Source organism: Streptomyces pallidus (ex Mingjun et al. 2026) (assembly GCF_051550185.1).
In the GTDB taxonomy this organism is placed as follows: domain Bacteria; phylum Actinomycetota; class Actinomycetes; order Streptomycetales; family Streptomycetaceae; genus Streptomyces.
The window spans coordinates 6,261,361-6,286,951 of record NZ_CP196181.1 but is presented as its reverse complement, the minus strand read 5'-3'; the positions used below and the strand labels follow the sequence as shown (position 1 = coordinate 6,286,951).

General features: G+C 73.4%; 22 protein-coding genes and 1 pseudogene. 8 read left to right on the top strand and 15 right to left on the bottom strand.

What is annotated here, in order from left to right:
- Window positions 1–29: 29 nt before the first annotated feature.
- Window positions 30–830, bottom strand: coding sequence for a carbon-nitrogen hydrolase family protein (locus tag ACSHWO_RS27950; RefSeq protein WP_438315989.1), 801 nt, complete (start codon window positions 828–830; stop codon window positions 30–32).
- 418 nt (window positions 831–1,248) lie between these two features.
- Between ACSHWO_RS27950 and ACSHWO_RS27945 the strand changes: the two genes are divergently transcribed.
- Together ACSHWO_RS27945 and ACSHWO_RS27940 are read left to right on the top strand one after the other, a co-directional pair.
- Window positions 1,249–1,971 carry a GNAT family N-acetyltransferase gene (locus ACSHWO_RS27945; RefSeq protein WP_385805261.1) on the top strand — a complete coding sequence of 241 codons (723 nt, stop codon included), beginning with the start codon at window positions 1,249–1,251 and terminating at the stop codon, window positions 1,969–1,971.
- A 128-nt stretch (window positions 1,972–2,099) separates the two neighbouring features.
- Window positions 2,100–2,426: a WhiB family transcriptional regulator gene (locus ACSHWO_RS27940; RefSeq protein ID WP_438315986.1), complete on the top strand. Its 327-nt coding sequence runs from the start codon at window positions 2,100–2,102 to the stop codon at window positions 2,424–2,426.
- Window positions 2,427–2,559: 133 nt separating this feature from the next.
- On the opposite strand, the gene ACSHWO_RS27935 is transcribed toward ACSHWO_RS27940, so the two are convergent.
- Window positions 2,560–3,015, bottom strand: a complete 456-nt coding sequence (locus ACSHWO_RS27935) for an Lrp/AsnC family transcriptional regulator (protein ID WP_007262967.1) — start codon at window positions 3,013–3,015, stop codon at window positions 2,560–2,562.
- A gap of 10 nt (window positions 3,016–3,025) precedes the next feature.
- Window positions 3,026–4,495: an amino acid permease gene (locus ACSHWO_RS27930; RefSeq protein ID WP_361091344.1), complete on the bottom strand. Its 1,470-nt coding sequence runs from the start codon at window positions 4,493–4,495 to the stop codon at window positions 3,026–3,028.
- Window positions 4,496–4,803: 308 nt separating this feature from the next.
- Between ACSHWO_RS27930 and ACSHWO_RS27925 the strand changes: the two genes are divergently transcribed.
- The 6 genes from ACSHWO_RS27925 (at window position 4,804) to ACSHWO_RS27900 (ending at window position 11,573) form a co-directional block, all read left to right on the top strand.
- Window positions 4,804–5,820: a GDSL-type esterase/lipase family protein gene (locus tag ACSHWO_RS27925; protein WP_438315981.1), complete on the top strand. Its 1,017-nt coding sequence runs from the start codon at window positions 4,804–4,806 to the stop codon at window positions 5,818–5,820.
- 125 nt (window positions 5,821–5,945) lie between these two features.
- Window positions 5,946–6,914, top strand: coding sequence for an SCO0930 family lipoprotein (locus ACSHWO_RS27920; protein ID WP_438319289.1), 969 nt, complete (start codon window positions 5,946–5,948; stop codon window positions 6,912–6,914).
- Between the two features lie 119 nt (window positions 6,915–7,033).
- A complete protein-coding gene (locus ACSHWO_RS27915) occupies window positions 7,034–7,906 on the top strand; it encodes a LytR/AlgR family response regulator transcription factor (RefSeq protein WP_438315977.1) in 873 nt (290 codons plus the stop codon).
- A gap of 174 nt (window positions 7,907–8,080) precedes the next feature.
- Complete coding sequence (locus tag ACSHWO_RS27910) at window positions 8,081–8,356, top strand: hypothetical protein (RefSeq protein ID WP_438315971.1); 276 nt, start codon at window positions 8,081–8,083, stop codon at window positions 8,354–8,356.
- Between the two features lie 164 nt (window positions 8,357–8,520).
- Window positions 8,521–10,344: a cation acetate symporter gene (locus tag ACSHWO_RS27905; protein WP_438315968.1), complete on the top strand. Its 1,824-nt coding sequence runs from the start codon at window positions 8,521–8,523 to the stop codon at window positions 10,342–10,344.
- Entirely contained in the window at window positions 10,341–11,573 is a 1,233-nt protein-coding gene (locus ACSHWO_RS27900) for a sensor histidine kinase (RefSeq protein WP_438315965.1), read from the top strand. The genes ACSHWO_RS27905 and ACSHWO_RS27900 overlap by 4 nt, the downstream gene beginning before the upstream one ends.
- A gap of 120 nt (window positions 11,574–11,693) precedes the next feature.
- On the opposite strand, the gene ACSHWO_RS27895 is transcribed toward ACSHWO_RS27900, so the two are convergent.
- From ACSHWO_RS27895 to ACSHWO_RS27840, 12 genes and pseudogenes are all read right to left on the bottom strand, one after another.
- The gene (locus ACSHWO_RS27895) at window positions 11,694–13,142 is read right to left on the bottom strand and encodes a GuaB1 family IMP dehydrogenase-related protein (RefSeq protein WP_385805321.1); all 1,449 of its coding nucleotides are present in this window, start codon (window positions 13,140–13,142) and stop codon (window positions 11,694–11,696) included.
- 221 nt (window positions 13,143–13,363) lie between these two features.
- Entirely contained in the window at window positions 13,364–14,737 is a 1,374-nt protein-coding gene (locus tag ACSHWO_RS27890; RefSeq protein ID WP_404238662.1) for an IS701 family transposase, read from the bottom strand.
- 71 nt (window positions 14,738–14,808) lie between these two features.
- Window positions 14,809–15,456 (bottom strand): TMEM175 family protein, encoded by a 648-nt coding sequence (locus ACSHWO_RS27885; RefSeq protein WP_385805254.1) that lies wholly within the window; start codon window positions 15,454–15,456, stop codon window positions 14,809–14,811.
- Window positions 15,457–15,538: 82 nt separating this feature from the next.
- Window positions 15,539–15,880 (bottom strand): nuclear transport factor 2 family protein, encoded by a 342-nt coding sequence (locus ACSHWO_RS27880; RefSeq protein WP_361091375.1) that lies wholly within the window; start codon window positions 15,878–15,880, stop codon window positions 15,539–15,541.
- A 12-nt stretch (window positions 15,881–15,892) separates the two neighbouring features.
- Window positions 15,893–17,464 carry an ATP-binding protein gene (locus tag ACSHWO_RS27875; RefSeq protein ID WP_438315960.1) on the bottom strand — a complete coding sequence of 524 codons (1,572 nt, stop codon included), beginning with the start codon at window positions 17,462–17,464 and terminating at the stop codon, window positions 15,893–15,895.
- On the bottom strand, window positions 17,461–18,735 hold the full coding sequence (locus ACSHWO_RS27870) for an MFS transporter (protein ID WP_438315957.1): 1,275 nt from the start codon (window positions 18,733–18,735) through the stop codon (window positions 17,461–17,463). Before ACSHWO_RS27870 ends, ACSHWO_RS27875 begins: the two co-directional genes overlap by 4 nt.
- A gap of 35 nt (window positions 18,736–18,770) precedes the next feature.
- Window positions 18,771–19,598 carry an FAD binding domain-containing protein gene (locus ACSHWO_RS27865; protein WP_361091385.1) on the bottom strand — a complete coding sequence of 276 codons (828 nt, stop codon included), beginning with the start codon at window positions 19,596–19,598 and terminating at the stop codon, window positions 18,771–18,773.
- Entirely contained in the window at window positions 19,595–22,042 is a 2,448-nt protein-coding gene (locus ACSHWO_RS27860; protein WP_438315954.1) for a xanthine dehydrogenase family protein molybdopterin-binding subunit, read from the bottom strand. The genes ACSHWO_RS27865 and ACSHWO_RS27860 overlap by 4 nt, the downstream gene beginning before the upstream one ends.
- A 4-nt stretch (window positions 22,043–22,046) precedes the next feature.
- Entirely contained in the window at window positions 22,047–22,601 is a 555-nt protein-coding gene (locus tag ACSHWO_RS27855; RefSeq protein WP_361091389.1) for a (2Fe-2S)-binding protein, read from the bottom strand.
- Window positions 22,586–23,221: pseudogene (locus tag ACSHWO_RS27850) on the bottom strand (NADPH-dependent F420 reductase); the annotation flags it as partial. The pseudogene ACSHWO_RS27850 and the gene ACSHWO_RS27855, both read right to left, overlap by 16 nt.
- A 55-nt stretch (window positions 23,222–23,276) precedes the next feature.
- Window positions 23,277–24,761 (bottom strand): aldehyde dehydrogenase family protein, encoded by a 1,485-nt coding sequence (locus ACSHWO_RS27845; protein ID WP_385805249.1) that lies wholly within the window; start codon window positions 24,759–24,761, stop codon window positions 23,277–23,279.
- Window positions 24,762–24,796: 35 nt separating this feature from the next.
- A complete protein-coding gene (locus ACSHWO_RS27840) occupies window positions 24,797–25,537 on the bottom strand; it encodes a type 1 glutamine amidotransferase domain-containing protein (RefSeq protein ID WP_438315950.1) in 741 nt (246 codons plus the stop codon).
- Window positions 25,538–25,591 lie beyond the last annotated feature (54 nt).

The window sequence follows — 25,591 nt, the reverse complement described above, 5'->3', positions numbered from 1 at the left end:
CGGGGGCGGGCCGGGGCGGGCCGGGTGGCTCAGACGAGGGAGGAGTAGAGCCCGGGGCGGCGGTCGCGGAGGTAGGGGTTGTTCTCGCGCGAGTTCCGCAGCAGTTCGGGATCGGCCTCGCCGATCACCATCTCCTCGCCGCGGCCGGCCCGGGTGCGGGTGACCCCGTCCGGGGAGGCGAGGCAGCTGAGTCCGACGAACTCGAACTCGCCTTCCGGGCCGGTGCGGTTGACGTACGCGATGTACATCTGGCTCTCGAAGGCCCGCACGGGGACGAGCTGTTCGGCGACGAACTGGAACGGGTGCATCTGCGCGGTCGGCACGAGGAGGAGGTCGGTGCCGGCCAGCGCGTGCGCCCGGACGTTCTCCGGGAACTCCACGTCGTAGCAGATCATGATGCCGATGCGGAGGCCGTTCAGCTCGGCCTGGACGACCTGGACGTCGCCGGGGGTGAAGGCCTCCTGCTCGAAGCAGCCGAACAGGTGCGTCTTGCGGTAGTTCGCGAGGCGGGCCCCGTCCGGGCCGACGAGCTGCGCCGAGTTGTAGACGGTCTCGCCGTCCCGCTCCGGGTAGCCGTACAGGACGGCGAGCCCGTGGCGGCGGGCGATCTCGCCGATGGCGCGGGCCGACATGCCGTCGGCGGCCTCGGCGAGGGAGGCGATGTCCTCGACCGGCAGTGCGTAGCCGGTCAGGAACATCTCGGAGGTCACGAGGAGCCCGGAGCCGGCCTCGGCGGCGCGGGCCGCGGCCTCGTCGAGCGCCTTCAGGTTCACGGCGGTGTCGCCGAGAACTCCGGAGCTCTGGAGGAGGGCGGTGCGCAGCGGGGGCATGGGCGTACCTCTGTGGCAGATGGGGCGTGGTGTCCTATGAAGGTACGGTTACGCGTTCGACCCCGACAAGCCGTGACCGTTGCGCTGCGCGCATCGATTCGTTGCGCGTTTGTCCGCCGGTGCGGCGATTCGTTGCGCGGGCGCGCGGGGTTCCTCGTCACGGCGGGACGGAACGGGCCTCGGGGCACCGCTGCGGGCGGGCGGCCGGAAGTCGGGTCGCCGCAGGTCGTCCAGCATATCGGCCGTCGTCGGCGCGGGCCGTGGGCCCGTCCGGCGCTCCACGGGGCATAAAGCCGCCCGCGACCGTTGCTGACCATGGTGACCGTCGTACCGAGCAGTCTGTCGGCGGTGCGCGGGGCCGTCGAAACGCTGTGCCGGGGCCCGGGCGCGCCGTCCGATGGAGAGGAGCGTCCCGCACATGTCGCCCGAAACCGAGACCGCAGCGCCCGCGCACGTCCTGGACAACCCGGTCTGGGCCGCGCTGAACGGCCCCGGCGGCGGCGCCTTCGCCGAGACCGCGCCTGGCGGGCTCGCCGCCCGCTACACCGCCGACACCTCCCCGTTCGCGGCGCTGGCGGACCCGGGGGACCCGCGCGCCTGGGCCGACCTGGCGGAGCTGGTGGGGCCGGACGCGCCGGTGTGGGTCACCGGGCTGCTGACCCCGCCGGACGGGTGGACGACGGTGCTCTCGATCGGCGGGGTCCAGCTGGACGGTTCGGCGGTCCGGGCCGAGCACGCGCCGGAGGCGGTGCGGCTGGGCCCGGCGGACGTGCCGGAGATGCTGGAACTGGTGGAGCTGACGAAGCCGGGGCCGTTCCTGGACCGGACCGTCGAGCTGGGCACCTACCTGGGGATACGGCACGAGGGGCGGCTCGTCGCGATGGCGGGCGAGCGGATGCGGCCGCCGGGCTGGTCGGAGATCAGCGCGGTGTGCACGCACCCCGACCACCGGGGGCGGGGGCTCGCCGCGCGGCTGGTCCGGGCGGTGGCGGCGGAGGTCGTGGCCCGCGGCGAGCAGCCGTTCCTGCACGCCGCGGCGGACAACACGGGGGCGATCGCCCTGTACGAGTCGATGGGCTTCGCCCTGCGCCGCCGCCCGGCCTTCATCGGCCTGCGCACCCCGGCGGCCCCGCAGTCGTGACCCGGCCCCCGCCCTCGGCCCTCCAGGGGCGGAATCGCGCCATCCGGTGCGGGGCGGGGCGGTCGGCAGGTTTGGCGGGGCGTCGAGCGGTCACACGCGGACTCATCGACGACAGGAGGTACACCGCCATGAACGACGTCTCACGGCTGCCGGGGGCCGCGTACCACCACTGGCAGTGGCAGCTGCGCGCGGCCTGCCGGAACCTGGGCCCCGGCCGCTTCTACCACCCGGCGGGCGAGCGGGGTCCGGAGCGGGATGAGCGCGACGGGGCGGCCAAGCGGGTGTGCGCGGTCTGCCCGGTGCGGGTCGCGTGCCTGGAGCACGCCCTGCGGACGCGCGAGCCCTTCGGGGTGTGGGGCGGACTGACGGAGGAGGAGCGGCGGATGCTGCTGGCCCGCCGACAGGCCGTCGGGGCCGACCCGGCGCCCGCGGCCGCGGCCCGCGGCGGCCGGTGAGCGCCGCCCCCGCCCCCGCCCCCGCGGGGCGCGGTGCGGGTAGGCGGAAGGCCCCCGGCACGATGTGCCGGGGGCCTTCCGTCGTACCTCTGCTGCCGCCGCGGGCCGTGGGGACCCGTCTCCTGCCGGGCCCCTACGCGGGGGCGCCGGAGGTGAAGCGGCGCAGGAGCGGGGAGAGGACGAGCACGGACTTGGTGCGCTCCACGAAGGGCTCGCCCGCGATGCGCTCCAGGACCCGCTCGAAGTGCCGCATGTCGGAGGCGAAGACCTGGACCAGGGCGTCCGCGTCGCCGGTCACGGTCGACGCGGACACCACCTCCGGGTACCGCTCCAGTCCCCGTCGGATGTCGTCCGGGGAGGTGTTGTGGCGGCAGTAGATCTCGATGAAACCCTCGGTTTCCCAGCCCATGGCGGCGGGGTCGACGCGGACGGTGAAGCCGGTGATGGCCCCTTCGGCGCGCAGCCGGTCCACCCGCCGCTTCACGGCGGGGGCGGAGAGTCCGACCTCGGAGCCGATGTCCGCGTAGGAGCGGCGGGCGTCCTCGGCGAGGGCGTGCACGATGCGTTCGTCGAGATCGTTCAGTCGCACTGCGGGTGGATCACATTTCTGCTGTGGCCACTTCTTCCGTGGCCAGTCGGGAGCGGCGGATGCCGTAGCTGAAGTACACCACGAGGCCGACCGCCATCCAGCCACCGAAGACCATCCACGTGGCCATATCGAGGCTGAACATCATGTAGCCGCAGGCGAGGAAGCCCAGGATCGGCGTGACCGGGAAGAGCGCCACCTTGAAGGTGCGCGGCATGTCGGGCTTGGTGCGGCGCAGGACGATCACGGCGACGTTGACCAGGCCGAAGGCGAAGAGGGTGCCGATGCTGGTGGCGTCGGCGAGCTTGCCCAACGGGATGAAGGCCGCGAGGACGCCGCAGAAGACGGAGACGAGGACGACGTTGGCGCGGGGGGCGCCGGTCTTCTCGTCGACCTTGGCGAAGACCTTGGGGACGAGGCCGTCGCGGGACATCGCGAAGAGGATGCGGGTCTGGCCGTAGAGGACGGCGAAGACGACGGAGAAGATCGCGATCACGGCGCCGGCGGCGAGGACGACGCCCCAGACGCTGGTGCCGGTGACGTCGGTCATGATCTGGGCGAGCGCGGCCTCGGTGCCCTCGAAGTCCTGCCACGGCATGGCGCCGACGGCGACGAAGGCGACGAGGACGTAGAGGACGGTGACGATGCCCAGCGACAGCATGATCGCGCGCGGCAGGTCCTTCTTCGGGTTCTTGGCTTCCTCACCGGCGGTGGAGGCGGCGTCGAAGCCGATGTACGAGAAGAAGAGGGTGGAGGCGGCGGCGCTGATACCGGTGACGCCGAGCGGGGCGAGCGGCGTGTAGTTGCCGGACTTGATGCCCATGACGCCGATGCCGATGAAGAGCAGCAGGGTGACGATCTTCACCGCGACCATGATCGAGTTGACCGTGGCGCTCTCCTTGGCGCCGCGCATCAGGAAGACCATCGAGAGCAGGACGACGACCAGCGCCGGCAGGTTGATGAAGCCGCCCTCGCCCAGCGGTGCGGAGACCGACTCGGGGATGGTGACGCCGATGGTCCCGTCGAGGAGCTCATTGAGGTACTGGCCCCAGCCGACGGCCACGGCCGCGACGGAGACGGCGTACTCCAGGACCAGGCACCAGCCGCAGATCCAGGCTATGAACTCGCCCATGGTGGCGTACGCGTACGAGTACGAGGAGCCCGAGACCGGAACGGAGCCGGCCAGCTCGGCGTAGGAGAGGGCCGAGAAGAGCGCGGTCAGGCCCGCGATGATGAAGGAGATCGTCACGGCGGGGCCGGCCTTGGGGGCGGCGGTGCCGAGGACGACGAAGATGCCGGTGCCCAGGGTGGCGCCGATGCTGATCATGGTCAGCTGCCACATCGTGAGCGAGCGGCGCAGCGTGCCGCCCTCACCCTGGCCACCCTCGGCGACGAGCTGCTCGACGGGCTTGCGGCGGAGCAGCGGGTTCACAGACCCCCGCGACTCCTTCGGGAGCGGCGGCGCCTGGTCGTGGTCGAGCACGAGGGGACTCCTTTGACACTGCGGATGGGGGTTGAGGCATCGGCCGCAGCGATCCGGAGCAGGACGCAGACAGGTGTCTGGGCATGGGCGGACCGCCGAGCAGGCGGACCGCGCCACTCCACGTACAGCGAGTGAGCCTACGAGCTGAGAGATACCGCCCGTAATGCACCATCCTTGCACATTGGCGCACGATCGTTGCACGGATCCGTTCTGAGCAGCCCTTTGTTGCACGCGGATGATCGATCAGTGCGTGAATCGCCCAAACCGTCCTTCTTGACAGACCGTCAGAATTGCCGCAGCGTGCGGCCATGGATGCCGACACCACGGCCACCGCCTGGCTCGATCCGCAGCCCTTCCTGCGCGGGGTCGCCTGGCTCGACCGCGGCCGCCCGGTCCGCGCCGATCCCGACGACACCCTGCGGCTGCCCTGGGACACCGGCGAGCGGGCCACGCTGCCGATCGGGGTGCGGCTGGAGTTCACCGCGGACGACACGGCGCGCGCCCTGGAGATCCACTACCGGGCCACCGTCCCCGGCCCCACCGACGCGCTGCGTGACCTCTCCCACGGCTTCGCCCTGTGGGACCGCCACGGCATGGTCCGCGAGGTGTGGACCGACCCGGCCCCCGAGGCCGTCGTCCGGATCGGCCTGCCCGGTGGGCCCGGCCCCTTCACCGTCCACCCGCCCGAGGCGCAGTCCCCGCTGATCCTGGGCCTGCGCGGGATCGGCGGCCCCGTCGCCCCGGCGCCGGCCGCGCCGCGCTGGGTGGTGCACGGCGACTCGATCACCGAGGGCTGGTGGTCGACCCGCCCCGCCCACGGCTGGCCGGCCGTCGCCGGGCGGGCGCTCGGCTGGGACACGATCAACCTCGGGTACGCGGGCGCCGCGCGCGGCGAGCTCGCCACCGCCGAGCAGCTCGCCGCCCTCCCCGCCGACGTCCTCACCCTCGCCTTCGGCACCAACTGCTGGTCCCGCGTGCCGCATTCGGCACCCCTGCTGTACGAGACCACCCGCACCTTCCTCGACCTGGTCCGCCAGGGGCACCCCCGCACCCCGCTGCTGCTGGTCTCCCCGGTGCTGCGGCCCGACGCCGAGCGCACCCCGAACCGGCTCGGCGCCACCCTGGGCGCCCTGCGCGACGCGATGGAGCGGGCCGCCCGGGACCGGGTCGCCGCCGGGGACGACCGGCTGGCCCTGCTGCCCGGCCGGGACCTGCTCGGACCCGAGCACCTGGAGGACGGGCTGCACCCCAATGACGCCGGACACCGGGCGATGGGCCTTGCTGTGGTCACGGCTCTGCGGCGGGCCGGGTTCGACGGCGGCTGAGTGAAACACCCCACACCGCCCGCCGTGAACAGACCGGGCTCCCCACCCCGTGTCCTGAGCACAGTTGCCGACGCACCGCACATCGGGGCGCCGGACACGGGAACACCGACGTGGGAGAGATCGAGATGGGCATCAAGCGCGGAACCACCCTGGCCACCGTGGCGGTCTTCGTCGCACTGACCGCCACGGCCTGCGGCCAGGGCGAGACCAAGGCCGGCGCGGTCAAGCCGGCGGGGGCCGCCGCGCAGGCGGGTTCGGAGTACGGCTCGGACTACGGCTCGGGCGGCGACGCGGGTGCGGGCGCGAACCCGGGCACCAAGGCCGCCGGGCAGCTGGCGATCGCGCAGACCGAGCAGCTCGGCCAGGTCCTCACCGACAGCGCCGGCTTCACCCTCTACCGCTTCGACAAGGACACCCCCAAGCCGCCGAAGTCCAACTGCGACGGCGACTGCGCCAAGGCCTGGCCCGCGGTCGCGGCCGGCGACGTCACCGCCGCCTCGGGCATGGACGCGTCCGTGCTCGGCGAGGTCGTCCGCAGCGACGGCAGCAAGCAGCTGACGGTGGGCGGCTGGCCGGTGTACCGCTACGCCAAGGACACCAAGGCCGGCGAGCAGAACGGCCAGGGCGTCGGCGGCACCTGGTTCGCGCTCGCCCCCGACGGCAAGAAGGCCGCCAAGGGGGCCGGCAGCTCCGGCTCTGGCTCCGGTGAGGGCTCCGGCGGCGCCGCCCCGGCCCAGGGGTCCCTGTCCGTGGCGAAGGACCCCAAGCTCGGCGACCACATCGTCGACGGCAACGGCATGACGGTCTACCGCTTCAAGAAGGACACCGCCTGGCCGATGGCCTCCAACTGCACCGGCGACTGCGTGGCCAAGTGGCCGGTCGTGCCCCCGGTGGACAAGGCCAACGCCAAGGGCATCATCGAGAAGGGCTTCTCGGTCCTCGACCGCCCCGACGGCAAGAAGCAGCAGAGCGTCGACTGCTGGCCCATCTACACCTTCACCGGCGACAAGAAGCCCGGTGACACCAACGGCCAGGGCGTCGGCGGCACCTGGTACGCCGTCTCCCCCGACGGCAAGCTGATCACCATCTCCTGACCCCTTCCCCTCACCTCCCCCCCACCCTGCGAGCCGCGCGGCCCCCCGCCTCCCCCTCCCCCGGCGGGCGGGCCGCGCACCGTTCCGCCACGGCGCGCCGCTCCCTACACTCTCGTCGCATGCTGCGCGTACTGGCCGTCGACGACGAGAAGCCGCTCCTCGAGGAACTCCTGTACCTGCTGCGGTCCGACGACCGCGTCCTGAGCGCCGAAGGCGCCTGCGACGCGACCGGGGCCCTGCGCCGGATCACCCGCGCGCTGGAGAGCGGGCCCGACGGGGCCGACGCCATCGACGTGGTCTTCCTCGACATCCACATGGCCGGGCTCACCGGCCTCGACGTCGCCCGCCTGCTGGCCGGGTTCGCGCATCCGCCGCTGGTCGTGTTCGTCACCGCCCACGAGGGCTTCGCCGTACAGGCCTTCGACCTCAAGGCCGTGGACTACGTCCTCAAGCCGGTCCGGCCGGAGCGGCTGGCCGAGGCCGTCCGGCGGGCCAGCGACCACCTCGGCCGCAGCGCCGCGCAGCGGCCGCCCGGCGCGGCCGGCCCGCCCGGCCCGCCCGCGGTGCCGCTGGCCGGCCCGGCACGGCACCGCCCCGCCCCGGACACCGCCGCGGCCCCCGCCGCGGGGAGCGCGGCCGCGGCCGCCGCCGACCGCGCCCAGGACCTGATCGCCGTCGAGCTCGGCGGGGTCACCCGGTTCGTGGCCATCGCCGACATCGCCTACGTCGAGGCCCAGGGGGACTACGCCCGGCTGCACACCGACGCCGGCAGCCACCTGGTCCGCATCCCGCTGTCCACCCTGGAGGAGCGCTGGGCACCCCGCGGGTTCGTCCGCATCCACCGCCGCCACCTGGTGGCACTGCGCAGGATCGACGAGCTGCGGATCGACGCCGGCACCACCAGCGTCCGCATCGGCGCCGCCGAGCTCCAGGTCAGCCGCCGGCACGCGCGCCAGCTGCGGGACCTGCTGATGCGCCAGGCGACCGGCTGATCCGCCGACCGTCCGGCGCGCGGCCGGGCCGTTCGTCGCGTCGCACGGGACGTACGGCGCCCCAGCCGTGCCGTCGGTCGCAAGGGCGGCGGTCGCATGCGCCCGGCCCCCCGGCCGCCCCTATCGTGGGAACGCGGGTCATCAGCGAAGGTCAGGGAAGGGGGGTGGGTGCCGATGGCCGAGATCCAGGCGCTGCTCGACGCAGTGGCCGGACTGCCCCGGACCCGGCCGGCCGGTCCCGCCGAGGCCGAGGTGCTCCTCGCCCGGCTGCGCAGCGCCGCCGCCCGCTGGGCCGACGTCCTGTACGCGGTGAACGAGGGGTCCCACCTCCAGCTCCCGCCCCGGGCTGAGGCCGCACTGCGGCTGGCCTTCCGGCGCGCCGAGGACTCGTACGTGGAGCTGGAGATCGCTCTGCGGGACTGCACGGACCACCGCGACCCCGCGCCCTGAAGCCCCCGAGGCGCCTCCCGAGGCGCCTTCGCAGGCACCTCCGCAGGTCCCGGGTGGCCGACGGCAGGCCCCGGAACACGCCGGATCCCGCCTGTCGCGGGCCGGTTGCGCTGCGTAGAATCCGGTCACCCCGCCCTCCCCCCTCCCCGGCCGAAGGACCCCCGGTGAACCAGACGTACGCGCTGACCGCGGTCACCGTCGTCGTCCTGGTGACGGTCCTGGTCGGCGCGCTGGGCCTGCGGATATCACGGACCACCTCCGACTTCTACGTCGCCTCGCGCACCGTGGGCCCCCGCCTCAACGCAGCGGCCATCAGCGGGGAGTACCTCTCCGCGGCCTCCTTCCTGGGGGTGGCGGGGCTGGTGATGCTCCAGGGGCCCGACATGCTCTGGTACCCGCTGGGCTACACCGCCGGCTACCTGGTGCTGCTGGCCCTCGTGGCGGCCCCGCTGCGCCGCTCGGGCGCGTACACGCTGCCCGACTTCGCCGAGGCCCGCCTCCAGTCGCAGGCGGTGCGCCGGACCGCGGTGCTGTTCGTGGTCGGGGTCGGCTGGCTGTACCTCCTGCCGCAGTTGCAGGGCGCCGGGCTGACCCTGGAGATCCTGACCGGGGCCCCGCACTGGGTGGGCGGGGTCGTCGTCGCCTCCGTGGTGACCGCGGCCGTGGCGGCCGGCGGCATGCGCAGCATCACCTTCGTGCAGGCCTTCCAGTACTGGCTCAAGCTCACCGCGCTGCTGGTCCCCGCGTTCTTCCTGCTGGCCGCCTGGGCCGGGGACGGCGCGCCCCGGGCCTCCTTCGACGCCCCGGCGGCCTTCCGCGAGCACACCGCGGTCACCCTCGCCGAGGACGTCCGCCTCATCCTGGACGCACCGCTGACGGTGACCGTCACCGGGCAGGTGGACGGCCGGACGCACACGGACGCCCTGCTGACCCTCCCGGCCGGGGAACACCTCGTACGGGCCCCTGCGCGGCTGGAGTTCACGCCCGGCACCCCCGTCCCGCTGTCCCGGCCGGCCGCCGGGGCCGGGGCCTCGCGCTGGTCGCAGCCGCTGGGCGGGGACCGGCAGGCGTTCGGCCTGTACGCGACGTACGGGCTGATCCTGGCGACCTTCCTGGGCACGATGGGGCTGCCGCACGTCGCGGTGCGGTTCTACACGAGCCCCAACGGCCCGGCCGCGCGCCGCACCACCCTGGCGGTGCTCGCCCTGCTCGGCTTCTTCTACCTGCTGCCGCCGTTGTACGGGGCCCTCGGCCGGACCTACGTGCCCGAGCTGGCGCTGACCGGCGACGCCGACGCGGCGGTGCTGGTGCTGCCGGAGCGGATGCTGGGCGGACTGCTCGGGGAGCTGCTGGGGGCGCTGCTGGCCGGGGGCGCGTTCGCGGCGTTCCTGTCGACGGCCTCGGGGCTGACCATGGCGGTGGCCGGGGTGCTGCACCAGGACGTGCTGGCCCGGCGAGGGGTGCGGACCTTCCGCATCGCGGTGCTGGTGGCGATGCTGGTGCCGCTGGCCGGGAGCGTGGCCCTGGCGGACGTACCGGTGGCGGACGCGGTGGGGCTGGCGTTCGCGGTGTCGGCCTCGTCGTTCTGTCCGCTGCTGGTGCTGGGGATCTGGTGGCGCGGCCTGACCCCGCCCGGGGCGGTCGCCGGCATGGTCACGGGCGGCGGGGCGGCGCTGGGCGCGGTGCTGGCGACCCGGGCGGGGCTGGCCCGGGAGGGCTGGGCGCACGCGCTGCTGGCCTGGCCGGCGGCCTGGTCGGTGCCGCTGGGCTTCATGACCATGGCGCTGGTGTCGGTGGCGACCCGGTCGCGGGTCCCGGCGGGGACGGCGGCGACCCTGGCCCGGCTGCACCTGCCGGAGAGCGTGGCCGGGGCCCTGCCGGGCGGCGGCCGCCCGGACCACGGGCGTACGGGCCGCGGCCGTACGGGCGGCAGGCGTACGGGCTGCCGGCGTGCGGGCGGTGCTCGAACCACCGGAGGCACGGCGTGACCACGGCGCTGCTGGCCGCCTCGGCGGTGTCGGGGGCGGTGCTACTGGTCCTGGGCTGGGCGGGCGGGCGGTGGCACGCCCGGCGCGCCGAGCGGGCGGCCGGCCCGGACCTGGGCACTCCGGTGGAGCGGGCCACGTTCCACACCCTGTACACCGCGGCGCTGGCCGCTCCCCCGCTGCGCGCCGGGCTGACCGAGGACGCCGCGCGCAAGGCCGCCCGCCGGCTGCGCTCCCTGCTGGGGACGGAGGCGCTGTGCCTGACGGACCGGGATGCGGTGCTGGCCTGGGACGGGCCGGGCGCCGACCACCACCAGCGGCGGGCGATGGCCCGGGTCGCGGTCATGCTGGACTCGGGGCGGAGCCAGAGCGTGCGGACCGAGTGCCAGCGGCCCGACTGCCCGCTGAAGTGGGCGGTGGTCGCCCCGCTCACCGGCGAGGACGGGGTGCTGGGGGCGCTGGTGGCGTACGGCTCGCGGGAGTCGGCGGTGCTGGTGCGGGCGGCGACCGAGGTGGCGCGGTGGGTGTCGGTGCAGCTGGAGCTGGCCGAGCTGGACCGGTCGCGGACCCGGCTGATGGAGGCGGAGATCAAGGCGCTGCGGGCGCAGATCTCCCCGCACTTCATCTTCAACTCCCTGGCCGCGATCGCCTCGTTCGTCCGGACCGACCCGGAGCGGGCCCGTGACCTGCTGCTGGAGTTCGCCGACTTCACCCGCTACTCCTTCCGCAGGCACGGGGAGTTCACCACGCTCGCCGAGGAGCTGCGGTCCATCGAGCAGTACCTGGCCCTGGCGGGGGCCCGGTTCGGGGACCGGCTGAAGGTGACCCTGCAGGTGGCTCCCGAGGTGCTGCCGGTGGCGCTGCCGTTCCTGTGCCTGCAGCCGCTGGTGGAGAACGCGGTCAAGCACGGGCTGGAGAACTCCGCCGGGGAGTGCCTGATCACGATCGCCGCCCGGGACGCGGGGGCGGAGGCGGTGATCAGCATCGAGGACAACGGGGTGGGGATGGACCCGACCCTGCTGCGGCGGATCCTGGCCGGGGAGCAGGCCGGCTCCTCGTCCGGGATCGGGCTGACGAACGTGGACGAGCGGATCCGGCAGGTCTACGGGGACGCGTACGGGCCGGTGATCGAGACGGGCGTCGGGGCCGGCATGAAGGTCACCCTGCGGATCCCCAAGTACCGGGCGGGCGTGCACAGCTCCGCCCCCGGGGAGCAGCGCCCCCGCCCCTGACCAGGCCTGGCCTCCGCCTGACCAGGCCGGGCCGCCCCCGGAACGCCGGTGGCCCCGGGCCCGTCCGCGAGGAACGGGCCCGGGGCCACCGGGACGACCCGGGTGGGCCTCAGGGGCGGGTCAGCTCCAGCTGGCGTGGAGCGGCTTGCCCTCGGCGTAGCCGGCCGCGGACTGGACGCCGACGACGGCGTTCTCGGCGAACTCGGCCAGGGAGCCCGCGCCCGCGTAGGTGCAGGAGGAGCGGACACCGGCGATGATCGAGTCGATCAGGTCCTCGACGCCCGGGCGCTGGGGGTCGAGGAACATGCGGGAGGTGGAGATGCCCTCCTCGAACAGCGCCTTGCGGGCGCGGTCGTAGGCGGACTCCTCCGAGGTGCGGTTGCGGACGGCGCGGGCCGAGGCCATGCCGAAGGACTCCTTGTAGAGCCGGCCGTCGGCGGTCTGCTGGAGGTCGCCCGGGGACTCGTAGGTGCCCGCGAACCAGGAGCCGATCATCACGTTGGACGCGCCGGCCGCCAGGGCCATGGCCACGTCGCGCGGGTGGCGGACGCCGCCGTCGGCCCAGACGTGCTTGCCGTACTTCCTGGCCTCGGCGGCGCACTCCAGCACCGCGGAGAACTGCGGGCGGCCCACGCCGGTCATCATGCGGGTGGTGCACATGGCGCCGGGGCCCACGCCGACCTTGATGATGTCGGCGCCGGCGTCGACGAGGTCCTTGACGCCCTCGGCGGCGACGATGTTGCCCGCGACGATCGGGACCTGCGGGTCCAGCGCGCGCACGGCCCTGACCGCGTTGATCATCGACTCCTGGTGGCCGTGGGCCGTGTCGATGACGAGGGTGTCGACGCCCGCGTCGAGGAGCTGCTTGGCCTTGCCGACGTAGTCGCCGTTGATGCCGATGGCCGCGGCGATGCGCAGCTTGCCGGCGGCGTCGGTGGCCGGGGTGTACAGGGTCGCGCGGAGGGCGCCCTTGCGGGTCAGGATGCCGACGAGGCGGCCGTCCCCGTCGACGGCGGGGGCCAGCTTGCGGTGGCCGGCGTCGAGCTGGTTGAAGGCCTCGCGGGGGTCGATGTCGGCGTCGATGAGCAGGAGCTCCTTCGACATGACCTCGGAGAGCTGGGTGAAGCGGTCCACGCCGGTCAGGTCGTGGTCGGTGACCACGCCGATCGGGCGGTTGTCGGCGTCGACGACGACACCGGCGCCGTGGGCCCGCTTGGGCAGCAGCGACAGGGCGTCGGCGACGGTCTGGGTGGGCGCCAGCGTGATCGGGGTGTCGAGCACGTGGTGGCGGGTCTTGACCCAGGAGATGACGTCGGTGACGACCTCGATCGGGATGTCCTGCGGGATGACCACGAGGCCGCCGCGGCGGGCTACGGTCTCGGCCATCCGGCGGCCCGCGATGGCGGTCATGTTCGCCACGACGAGCGGGATGGTGGTGCCGGTGCCGTCGGGCGACGCGAGGTCGACGCCCTGGCGGGAACCGACCGCAGAACGGCTCGGCACCATGAACACATCGTCGTACGTCAGGTCGTACGGCGGCTTCAGGTCATTGAGGAAACGCACGTGCAGAACATCCCAGTCAGTCGGAGGATCCCGTCATACCCATGCGGGGCAGCCGGGAAAACGCACGTACTTCATTCTCCCACGGACCGGCACGAATGCCGCCCGGGCCGATCGTCCAGGACGTGGCGGACCCTCTCGTGGCTTCCTACGGGACATGACCCCGAAAGGCCGCGAGAGGGATCCGGGCCACGGTGCGCCCCCGTCCGGGGCGGGTTCCGGCGGACGGGTCAGCGGATGTACGCGCGCCGGGCGCTCTGGCCGGGGATGAACGGCCGGGGAGGCAGCACCGGCGCCGGGCCGGTTCGGGCGGCGCTGGTGGCGGGTGCCGTGGCGGTGACGGCGGGCGCGGCGCCGGTGGGGCGGCCCGCCGGGGTGACGGCGGCGCGGGCGGGGCCGAGGGGGCCGCGGGCGGGGCCGGGGTATCCGGCGCCGGCGGACGTCCGGCCACGGGAGCCGAGCAGCATGGACGCGTGGGCGACGCTCGCGAGGGTGGCGTGGTGGTGCCAGCCGCGGAAGGAGCGGCCCTCGAAGTCACGGATGCCGACGGGTTCGCAGGTCTCGGCGAAGTCGAGGGACACCCGGTCGGTGAGTTTGGCCAGCAGGAAGAGCTGGGCCAGGGGCCGGTCGCCGATGTTGGTGATCCAGAACTCGGTGGGCATCAGCGCCGCCTCCGTCCAGGCGCCCATGAGCAGCAGCGGGGTCGGCGGGAGCGGTACGGGACGGTCCTCGCCGGGAGCGGCGAGGATGGCGGCCGAGGTCAGCAGGGTCACCGCTCCCTCGGCCCGGCCGTGCCGGGTCCACTCGACGACGCGCCGCTGGGAGCGCAGGGAGTCGATCAGCTCGCGGGCGGGCGCCGTGTACGGACCGGGCCGCTGGCGGCCGGCGCCGCCGAAGGAGACCGGCAGCGAGCCGTCGACCTTGAAGACGAACGGGATGTCCTGGAGGGTGAAGGACTCGACGCAGCTGGCGACGTCGCCGCCCGCGACCTCCATCACCACGGGCCGCCGCTGGAGCTGCCAGGTGGCGGCCATCCGCTGGACGGCGTGCACGGCGTCCTGGGCGGGGGTGAGCGAGCGCGCCGTGTCGGGGATCCCGGCCCGGCGGCGGCGCAGCAGTTCGCTCGTCCAGGGCGCGGGCAGGGTGAGGGTCCACTCGACGGGGAAGCTGGACTCGCTGGAGGCGAGCCAGATCCCGCTGGCCTGCTGGCAGTTGGCGGTGCGGCCGAGCTGGGGGACGAACTGCCGGCCGACGCCGACGGAGCGGTCGCCCGCCTTCTCGATGACCATGGGCCGGACCACCCAGGCGAGCGGGCGCTGGGCGGTGCGTTCGAGGTACTGGGCGAGCGAGCGCCGTACGGGGGTCCAGTCCCACGGCGACTTGCTGATGAACTGCTGGAGGCTCTGCTCGACGGAACTCGCTCCCGTTCCGGCGATGTTGCGGATCGTTTTCTTCCCGCTGGTGCGCACGAGGCCGTTGAGATATACGCGGGCCCAGTTTCGCTGGTCCCGCCGGGGTAACGATTCGAAGAACAGAGAGATCAGGACGTCGATCAATTCGGAGATTTCCTTGGCGGATTCCTCCGGCAGCACTGTTCGAGCCATCTGGGCCTCCCCCGCGACCACTAGATCCAATACCCTACTTGACGGCCCCAAACGGCCGTAGGCCGTGGCGGCTACTTCCTGAGGTCGCTGGCAGATTCGAGCCGCTCTTCTTCTACCACGAGGGGGATGGGGATCTGGTTCGCCGCATAGTAGAGCGCAATGACGAAGTGTGCGACGAGAGTGAGGGTGGCGGAGAAGAGTGACAGGACGACGGTGAGCGGGTAGGCGACGGCGCCCAGACCGAAGCGCATGCGGGTGGCGCGGGCGCCTTCCCGGTCGACGTGTTCGTGGAACAGGTGGCCGACCCGGGTGACGTACCACCAGAAGGCCAGGAAGGCGAGCGCGTAGGCGACGGTGACCGAACTGTAGAGCACCGCGGCCGAGTTGGCGGAGCTGCCGCCGTGGACGAGGTGTTCCGCGAGGACGGTGGTGGTGTACGGGATCACCGATACCACCATCAGCACCACGAGATTCAGGAACAACAGGGGTCGGTCCACTCGCTTGAGATGCGTGAAGATGGTGTGGTGGTTCACCCACATCACGCCGATGATGAGGAAACTCACCACGTACGCCGCATAGTGCGGCCACTGTTCCCACACGCCGTGCCAGAAGTCGGATCCCGTCTCCTCCGGAACCTTGAGCTCCAGGACCAGAATCGTGATGACGATGGCGAATACACCATCGCTGAATGCCTCGATACGACCGGTTTCGCGTTCCATGACCTCCCCTTAGCCATTTCCCTACGCGCACGGGGAGGGCGCTGCCCCGCCCTCCCCGCACACGCTACCCGGATATCGCCGGTCAGCTCCCGAAGCCGGCGGTCTGGCGCCAGATCCGGCCATCGCGGACCACCAGTGTCCCGAATGCGTGCTCCGGCGCGCCGTTCAGATTCATGATCGCCCGGTAGAAGATCGTGTCGTCGGTCTCGATGTACTCCTTCAGTTCCACCAGGGTCGGCTTCAGCGTCAGGTAGCCGGCGAACGTCTCGCGCACGGCGTCGATCCCGACCGAGGCGCCCTCGAAGCGGACCAGCACGGCGTCGTCGGTGTAGTTCTTCATCACCGCGTCGATGTCCAGCGCGGCGAGCGCGTCCATCTGCCGGACGAAGACCGGGTGCAGCTTGGAGATGTCGTACGTGGCCATGGCGACTCCGTTTCAACTGGTGGTGGTGGGTTCGGACGGTGGTTCGGCGCAGGCGGCGGCCGCGCCCAGCGGCAGCCGGACGATCATCCGGGTCTCCCCCGGACGCGAGCGGGCCGTGATCGACCCGCGGTGGCGCTGGGTCACGATGCGGTAGCTGAGGTGCAGCCCGAGGCCGGTTCCCTTGCCCACGTCCTTGGTCGTGTAGAAGGGCTCGAAGATCCGCGGCAGGGAGTCCTCGGGGATCCCCCGCCCGGTATCGGCCACTTCCACGACCAGGCAGGCGCCCTCGGCCCGCACCCGCAGGGTGAGGGTGCCGGAGCCCTCCATGGCCTCGGCCGCGTTGTCGACCAGGTTCGTCCACACCTGGTTCAGCTCGCTCGGGTAGCCCGTCAGTTCGGGCAGGTCCGGTTCGTACGCGCGCACGATGGTGATGCCGACGAGCTTGGCACGCAGCACGACCAGCGTGTTCTCCAGTCCGTCGGGCACCGCGAAGCGCTGCTCGGGCGCCCGGTCGAGATTGGCGTAATCACGGGTGGCAGCGACCAGTTGGGAGATCCTCGGACCGGCCGCGCGCAGCTCCGCGGCCAGCGCCCGGACCTCCAGCAGGGCCGCCAGGTGGTCCAGGGCGACGGGCAGGGCCGGCTCTCCGATGCCCTCCAGCCGCTCCAGCAGCCAGCCCAGCTCCAGCCCGAGGTCGGCGATTCCCGCGCCGAGCAGGCCGGGGCGCTCGGCGCCCGCCTCCTCCGCCCAGTCGGCGACCTCCTCCTCGGCGTCGGCCTGCGCGAGCGGGTCGGTGGTGGCGGGCGGGGGCAGCTTGTCCAGCTCCTCCGCCACCCGGTCCAGTACGGCGCGCTCCGCGCCGCCCGCGGCGGCGCCCCAGGCGTGGGCGCTGCGGGTGAGCCGGTCCAGGGCCGGCGAGAGCTCCTGGGCCGCCCGGGCGACGGCGGCCGCCGGGTTGTTCAGCTCGTGCGCGAGGCCCGCGGCGAGCGTCCCGAGGGCCTCGACGGTGGCCCGTTTGCGGGCCTGCACCTCGGAGGACTTGATCCGCCAGGCCAACACGGGGATCAGCACGGCCGCCACGCCGTTGCAGCGGGTCAGCATCTCGAAGAACACCGGCTTCGGGTAGGCGACCACGATCGTCGCCGGCCCGCTCGCGGCGGCCGTGGCCACGTACGCGCCGTCCGTCAGCAGCGGCAGCTCGCCGGTGAAGCGGTGCGCGGCCGAGGGCTTGCCGTCGTGGTCCTCGGCGGCGACGCCCTCCTCCTCGGTGGAGTGCCGGGTGAGCACCTCCTCCCGGCCGTCCACGACCTTGGTGACGACCAGCCCGCCCGAGAGCAGGACGTGGAAGCCGGTGGCCTCCTCCCCGTCGCGGAAGAGGACCTCCCCGTCGGCGAGGACCCGGGGCTCGGAGACCGAGACCAGCCAGTCGAGCTGCTCCCCGGTCAGCGCGGCGAAGACCTCCAGCCCGGCGAGGGCCCGGCGCAGGTCGATGCCGCCCGGGTCGGTGCCCCCCGGGTCGGTGCCCCCCGGATCGGTGGCGCCCGGATCGGTGGCGCCCGGGTCGGTGGCGTCGGCGGCGCTCACGGCGTACTCCCTTCGGCCCGGGTCCGGGCGGCCAGCCGCAGCGTGGCGGTCAGGGCCAGGACGCACACCCCGGCGACGGCGGCCATGAAGCCGACGGAGGTGCGGTGCAGCCCGTGGATGTTGGTGAGCAGTCCGGCGAGCACCGCCGGGACGCTCATCGCGAGGTACGCGAAGACGTAGACGGCGGCGGTCAGTTCGCCCCGGTGTTCCGGTTCGGCCAGGGCGCTCAGCGCCCGGAAGGCACCGAGGAAGGCCGCGCCCCAGCCGCTGCCGAGGACGGCGGTGCCGGCCAGGAACACCGCGGCGGAGCCGGTCCACAGGGCGAGCAGGACCAGTGCGAGCCCGGCGAGCAGCCCGCACAGGCCGAGGACGGCGGTCCGCAGCGGTGCGGTGCGGCCCAGCAGCAGCTGGGCCGCGGTGGCGGAGCCCGCCAGCAGGGCCACGGTGGCCCCGCCGACGAGGTAGTTGGTGCTCCGCAGCAGCGACAGGGCCAGGTGCGGCCCGAGCGAGAGGTAGAAGCCGCCGACGGTCCAGACGGCGACGACGGTGAGCACGAGCACGGCGAACCGGCCGCGCACGGCGGCCGGGACCCCGATCCGGTGCGGGACGACCCGCCAGCTGCGCCCGCCCGGGCCGAGCGGGGCGCTCTCCCGCATCCGGGCGACCCCGACCAGCGTGGCCGCGAACGCGGCGACGAGCAGCAGGTAGCTGAGCACCGTCGGGGCGGGCGCGTACTGGACCAGGAGCCCGGCTCCGATCCCGCCCAGCCCGATGCCCACCGTCGGCCCCGCACTGTTGACCTGGGCGCCGAGGGCGGGCCGCGAGCGCGGGGCGAGTTCCAGCAGGGCCGCCCCCATCGCCCCGGTGGCCAGGCCCACGGCGAGCCCCTGCACGGCGCGGGCGGCGAGCAGCAGCGCGGGCCCCTGGGCGCCGGCGAACAGTCCCATGGAGGCGATCGCCAGGACCAGCCCGGCGCCCAGCACGGGGCGCCGGCCCAGGGTGTCGGACAGGGACCCGAAGAGCAGGAGCCCGAGCAGGACGGTGACGGCGTACACGGCGAAGACGACGGTGACCATCCCGGAGGACAGGCCCCATCTCTCCTGGTAGAGCACGTAGAGGGCGGACGGTACGGAGGAGGAGAGCATCAGCAGGACGAGGACCGCGCCCACGACCCAGAAACCGGAACCTTCGGTGCCGGAGGCGTGGCCCCCGGAGCCGGCGGCCGGCGGGCCACCCGGGCGCGGGTGGACCCCCGCGGTCGTCCTGGTCACGTCGGCCACTCCTGTCGGTTCCGCGTGGTGGGCGGTCAGGCGAGGGCCCGTTCCGCCCTCTGCAGCGCGCGGGCGGTGAGTACTCCCGCGAGGTGGCCGAGGTACTCGGCCGAGGCACCGCGCCCGGGGACGAACAGCTCCCGGGGCTCGGCGCGGAAGGCCGCCAGCACGGCCTCGGTGGTGTACGGGCCCCCGAGCAGCCGGGCCTCGACCCCGCGCAGCCGCAGCGCGCGGGCGGTGGCCCCGGTGACCGCGATCCGCGGCCCCTCGGGGGTGATCCGCACGGCGGCGGCGCACACCGGGTAGCGCGTCGCCCGGTCGGCCGTCTTCTCGAAGGCGGCGGCCGGCCCGGCGGCGGGCACCAGCAGTGCGGTGATCACGGCACCGGGCGGCGGCCCGTCGCTCTCCAGTTCCTCGGCGGTGGCGGTGGTGCGCCCGCCGGGGCCGGCCAGTTCGACCACCGCGCCGGCGGCGATGGCGGCCGCGGGCAGGTCGGTGGCGCGCGGCCCGCGGACGGCCAGGTTGCCCCCGGCGGTCCCGAGGTTGCGGACCTGGGGGTCGCCGTTGGCGCGGGCGGCCGCGGCGAGCTCCGGGGCCTCGGCGAGCACGAGCGGGTCGGCGGCGAGCTCGGCGAGGGTGGTGAGCGCGCCGATCCGGATCCCGCCGGGGGTGCGGGTGATGCCCCGCAGCTCCGGGAGCCGGCGTACGTCGACGAGCAGGCGGGCGCTGTCCTGCCCGGCGCGCAGGGCGGGCAGCAGGCTCTGGCCGCCGGCCAGCACCCGGGCGTCCGGGGTGCCGGAGAGCAGGTCCAGGGCCTCGGCGAGGCCGGCGGGCCGGACGTAGTCGAAGTCGGTGAGGATCACTGGGCTTCTCCTCGCAGGCGGCGCCAGACCTTCTCGGGGGTGAGCGGCATGTCGATGTGGGTGACGCCCAGGTCGGACAGGGCGTCGACGACGGCGTTGACGACGGCCGCGGCGGGCGGCACGGTCGCGATCTCGCCGGCGCCCTTGGCGCCGAGCACGTTGTGCGGGCTGGGCGTGACCGTCCGGTCGAGCGTGAAGAACGGCGCGTCCGCCGCGCGCGGCAGGGCGTAGCTGCCGAGGTCGCGGGTGAGGAGGATGCCCTGCTCGTCGTAGACGGCGGCCTCCATCAGGGCCTGGCCGAGGCCGTGGAGGATGCTGCCCTCGATCTGGCCGCGCACCACCTTGGGGTTGCCGATGTTCCCGGCGTCGTCGACGGCCGTGTACGCCACCACCTCCGTCTCGCCGGTGAGTTCGTCGATCTCGACGACGGCGACGTGCGTGCCGAAGGGGTAGTTGAAGTCCGGCGGGTCGAAGTGGGTGGTCTCGTCGAGGGCCGGCTCGATCTCGGGGGGCAGCCCCCAGCCGTACCAGAGGGCCATCGCCATCTCGGAGAACGTCTTGCCGTTGTCGGGGTTGCCCGCCTCGTGGACCCGGCCGGCGTCGTAGACGACCTGGTCCTCGGGGACGCCGAGGAGCACCGCTCCGGCCCTGACCATCTTGGCCTTGATCTTGCGGGCGGTGAGGGCGACCGCGGGCGCGGCCATGCTGTACGAGCGGGAGCCGTAGGTGCCCTGCCCGTACGGGGCCTTCAGCGTGTCCCCCTCGTACACCCGGACGGCGGCCGGGTCGATGCCCAGCTCGGCGGCGGCGACCTGCGCGAAGACCGTGCCGTGGCTCTGGCCGGTGGAGGCGGAGCCGACGGTGACGGCGACCTCGCCGGTGGGGTGGACGCGGATGTTGGCGCTCTCCCAGGTGCCGCCCAGCATGCCCTCCTGGGACATGCGGGTGGAGGGGCCGACGCCGCAGATGGCGACGTAGGTGGCGAGCCCGACGCCGAGGCGCTTGCCGCGGGTGCGGGCCTCGGCCTTGCGGGCGGGCATGTCGGCGTAGCCGGCCAGCCGCAGGGCCTTGTCGAAGTTGTGGGCGTAGTCCCCGGAGTCGTACGTCCAGCCGAGGCCGTTGTCGTACGGGAAGCGGTCGTTCGGCACCAGGTTGACGCGGCGGACCTCGGCCGGGTCCATGCCGATCTCGCCGGCGTACCGGTCGACGAGGCGTTCCATCAGGAACGCGGCCTCGGCGCGGCCGCTGCCGCGCTGGGCGCCGAGCGGCACGGTGTTGGTGAAGGCGGCGTAGACCTCGCAGAACGCGGCGGGGATCGCGTACATGCCGGTGATGGAGCGGCCCATGAGGGCGGTGGCGACGCCGGGGCCGATGGTCGACGGGTAGCCGCCGAGGTTGGCGTAGCTGGTGCAGCGCACGGCGGTGATGCGGCCGTCGCGGGTGCCGGCGAGGGTGACGTGCTGGCGGTGGTCGCGGCCCTGGACGGTGGAGTTCATCAGGCCGGTGCGGGTGTCCACCCACTTCACGGGCCGGCCGAGCGCCTTGGACAGCAGCAGGACCAGCGCCATGTCGGGGTACAGGTAGCCCTTGGTGCCGAAGCTGCCGCCGACGGTCGGGGCGATCACCCGGAGCTGGTTGAAGGGGATGCCGAGGACCAGTGCGGACAGCAGGAAGCGGTGGTTGTGCGGGCCCTGGGTGGTGGCGTACAGGGTGTACTCGCCGGTGGCGGCGTTGTAGTCGCCGACGGCGGCGCGGGGTTCGATGGGGCTGTTGATGGTGCGCTGGTTGACCAGGTCGAGTTCGACGGTCACCTCCGCCGCGGCGATGGCCGCGTCGGTGCTCTCCCTGTCCCCGCAGGTCCAGTACGCGTTGAGGTTGCCCGGGACGGCCTCGTGCAGCTGCGGGGCGCCGTCGGCGAGGGCGTGGTCGGCGCGGGTGACCACGGGCAGCGGCTCGTACTCGACGGCGATGGCGGCCAGGGCCGCGGCGGCCTGCTGCGGGGTCTCGGCGACGACCGCGGCGACCGGGTCGCCGACGTGCCGGACGGTGTCGCCGGACAGGACCGGGCGGGCGCCGGGAAGTCCGTAGGGGTGGGGCGGGAAGTGGCTCTCGACGCCGCCGGGGATCCAGATGCAGGGCAGCGGCATGACGTCGGCGAAGTCGGCGGCGGTGGCCACCTTCAGCACCCCGGGCAGCTGCTCGGCGGCCTTCGTCTCGATCGACAGGATCCGCGCGTGGGCGAGCGGGCTGCCGAGGATGGCCATGTGGGTGGTGCCGGGCAGGTTGACGTCGGCGACGTACACCGCCTCCCCGCGCAGCAGCTGCGGGTCCTCGCGGGCGTCGAGGGGCACGCCGAGCACGCTGCCGCCCGGATCCCGGTCCTGTGACTCCACCCGGTCCTGCTCCTGTTCCCGGACCGGGCTCTCCCCCGTCACTGCGGTCATGTCCTCACCCCTCCTGTCCGGACGCGGTGGCGGGCACGGCCGCGCTCTCCCCGAGGCCCTCGCGGACCTCGGCCCGGGCGGCGGCGCAGGCGCGCTGCACGCCCCGTACGACGCTGTGGTAGCCGGTGCAGCGGCACAGGTTGCCGGTGAGCCACTCGCGGATCTCGGGCTCGGTCGGGGCCGCGCGGCCGGCGGCGTCGTCGGTGAGCGCGGTCTCGACGAGCTCGCCGAGGGCCATGACCATGCCGGGGGTGCAGAACCCGCACTGGGTGCCGTGCTCCTCGCGCAGCGCCTCCTGCAGGCCGGTGAGCCCGCCGTCCTCCGCGGCGACGCCCTCGATGGTGGTCACCGAGGAGCCGGCGGCCGCCGCGGTGAGGACCAGGCAGCTCTTGACGGACCGGCCGTCGAGGCGGACGACGCAGGAGCCGCACTGCCCGGTGTCGCAGCCGACCTTGGTGCCGGTGAGGCCGAGGCCGTCCCGGAGCCGTTCCACGAGCAGTTCGGTCGGTCGGGCCGAGAACCGCTCGGGTCTTCCGTTCACGTTCAGTGAGAGATCCATGCCAGCGCCTGCGCTTCCGTGAGCGGCCGGTTGAAAAGTGGCCCGCCGGGCTGCTGGAGAATTCCTCCGGAGTGCAGCGGGCCGGTGTCGACGGCGGCGAATCCGAGATCCGTGATGATTCCCGCGACGATTTCCTTCGCTTTTCCGTCGTCGCCCGCCGTGAAATGGGCCAGGCGCTCGCCCTGGGCGGTGCCGGCCACGGCGAGTGTTTCGTAATGCATGGTGTTCAGGGACTTCACGACCCGGGCGCCGGGGTACCACTCCGCGACGAGTTCGCTGGAGGTGCGTCCGCCGAGGTCGGCGGGGGTGCCCGGGCCGCTGAACGCGTTGGTGGCGTCCACCAGGAGCCGGTCGCGCAGGGAGTCCGGCGGGAGCAGCCCGCGGACGGCGGCGTGGGGCAGCATCAGCACCAGGAGGTCGGCCCGTTCGGCGGCCTCGGCGGGGTGCGCCGCCGAGGCCGCCGGGCCCAGTTCGGCCAGTAGGGGGCCGACGGACCGCGGGCCGCGGGCGTTCGCCAGCACGACCTCGTGGCCGGCGGCCACCAGGATGCGTGCCAGGACGGAGCCGATCCGCCCGGTGCCGATGATGCCTGTGCGCATGTGCCGCTCCTCGTCGTGGGCGGTGGTTGCCGGGTGGCGGCGGCCGGGCCGCCGTGGCCGTCGGACTGTCGGGCCGTCAGTCCATGCCGATCCAGACCGACTTGGTCTGGGTGTAGCTCTCGAGGGATTCGGGTCCGCATTCGCGCCCGTAGCCGGAGGCCTTGTAGCCGCCGTAGGGCACCGAGGGGTCGTACTGGTTGTAGCAGTTGACCCAGACCGTGCCGGCCTTGATCTGGGAGGCGACCCGGTGCGCCCGCCGCAGGTCCTTGGTGTGGACGCCGGCGGCGAGCCCGTAGGCGCTGTCGTTGGCGATGCGGATGGCGTCTTCCTCGGTGTCGAAGGGGATGATCGACAGCACGGGGCCGAAGATCTCCTCCTGGGCGATGCGCATGCCGTTGTCGACGCCGGTGAAGACGGTCGGCAGGAAGTACAGGCCCTGGCTGGAGGCGCCCTCGGGGGTCCAGCCGGTGCCGCCGGTGCGCAGGACGGCGCCTTCCTTCTCGCCGATCTCGATGTAGGAGCTGACCTTCTCGAACTGGCCGCGGTGGGCCAGCGGCCCGAAGAGGGTCTCCGGGTCGCGCGGGTCGCCGGGCTTGAGGGCGGCGGCCCGGCGGACCAGGCGCTCGACGAGTTCGTCGTGGATCGGGCGCTGGAGCAGCAGCCGGGAGCCGGCGGTGCAGATCTCGCCCTTGTTGTAGTAGATGCCGAAGAAGGCGAGTTCCTCGGCGGCGTCGAGGTCGGCGTCGGCGAAGACGATGTTGGCGGACTTGCCGCCGAGCTCCATCGTGACCTTCTTCAGGGTGCCGGCCGACTTGCGGATGATCGACTGGCCGACGGCGGTGGAGCCGGTGAAGGCGATCTTGTCGATGCCGGGGTGGTCGGTGAGGGTCTCGCCGAGTTCCACACCGGGACCGGTGATCACGTTGAGCACGCCGTCCGGGATCTCCGCCTCCTGGAAGAGCTCGGCGATCTTCAGGGCGGTGAGCGGGGTGGCCGGGGAGGGCTTGTGGACGACCGTGTTCCCCGCCGCGAGAGCCGGTGCGATCTTCGTCATCGACAGCAGCAGCGGGAAGTTGAAGGGGGTGATGGCGCAGACCACGCCGAGCGGCTCGCGCAGGGTGTAGGCCAGCTGGCCGCCGGCCGGGGCCCGGGAGGAGCCGTCGACGCGGGTGACGGCTCCGGCGTAGTAGTGCATCAGCTGGGCGGCCATGGGGGCGTCGACCGTGCTGGAGAAGGCGAACGGCTTGCCCATGTCCACCGTCTCCAGCAGGGCGATCTCCTCCAGGTCGCGTTCGATGAGTTCCCCGACCCGGTTCAGCCGCAGGGCGCGCTCCTGGGCGGACAGTCTGCTCCAGGGACCCTCCTCGTACGCCGTGCGGGCGGCGGTCACGGCCGCGTCCGCGTCGGCGGTGGTGGCCTGGGCCACCGGTACGATCTCCTGTCCGTCCACGGGGCTGATGTCCGGCTCGGTCCGGCCGTCCTGCGCCGGTACCCACTTGCCGCCGATGAACAGCTTCCCGGGGTTGGCCAAGGGCTGGTCGCTGAGCGCGCGCCTGGTCATGGCTGAAGCCTTCCGGTGTCGGGGGTGCGGGGGTGCTAGCCCTTCGCGAGCTGTTGCAGGAACGTCTCGGCGAGGGCCTTCGATGAGTACGGGTTCTGGCCGGTGGTGAGCTTGCGGTCGACGACGACGTGGGAGTCCCAGATCACGTCGGCCTTCTCGTAGCGGGCGCCGAGCCGGGTCAGCTCGGTCTCCAGGATCAGCGGGAGCCGGCCGGCCATGCTGGTGACCAGTTCCTCGCTGTGCGAGAAGGCGGTCATCCGGTAGCCCTCGAAGGGCCAGCGGCCCTCACCGTCGCGCAGGGCGAGCAGCGCGGTGTGGCCGTGGCAGACGGTGGCGATCGGCTTGTCCTGGGCGATGGCCCAGCGCAGGACCTGCGCGAGGGCGTCGGACTTGGGGAGGTCTCCGATGGCGCCGTGGCCGCCGCTGACGTACAGGCCGTCGTACCCGGCGACGTCCTGCTCGGTCAGGGACTCCACGGCGAGGGGGGACTTGAGCTGGGGGGTGTTCTCGATGACTCTGACGTACTCGGCGGCGTTGGCCGCGTCCTCGTCGGGCGAGCCCTGGGGGCGGACCCACTGGAGGAACTTGGGGTCGATGCTGGTCTCGTCCACGGTGGGGGTCCGGCCGCCGACCGTCGCGACGTCCACGGTGTGGCCCGCTGCGGTGAACTGGCTGTAGGGGACCACGAATTCCTCGGCCCAGAATCCGGAGGGGTGCTCTTCTCCGTCCAGCAGGTGGAGGGTTGCCTTGGCCGTCATGACGACAAGAATCTTCATGACTTCTTTCTCCTTGTTCAGGAATCGCTGCCGATTCAACACGCCGCTCGCGGA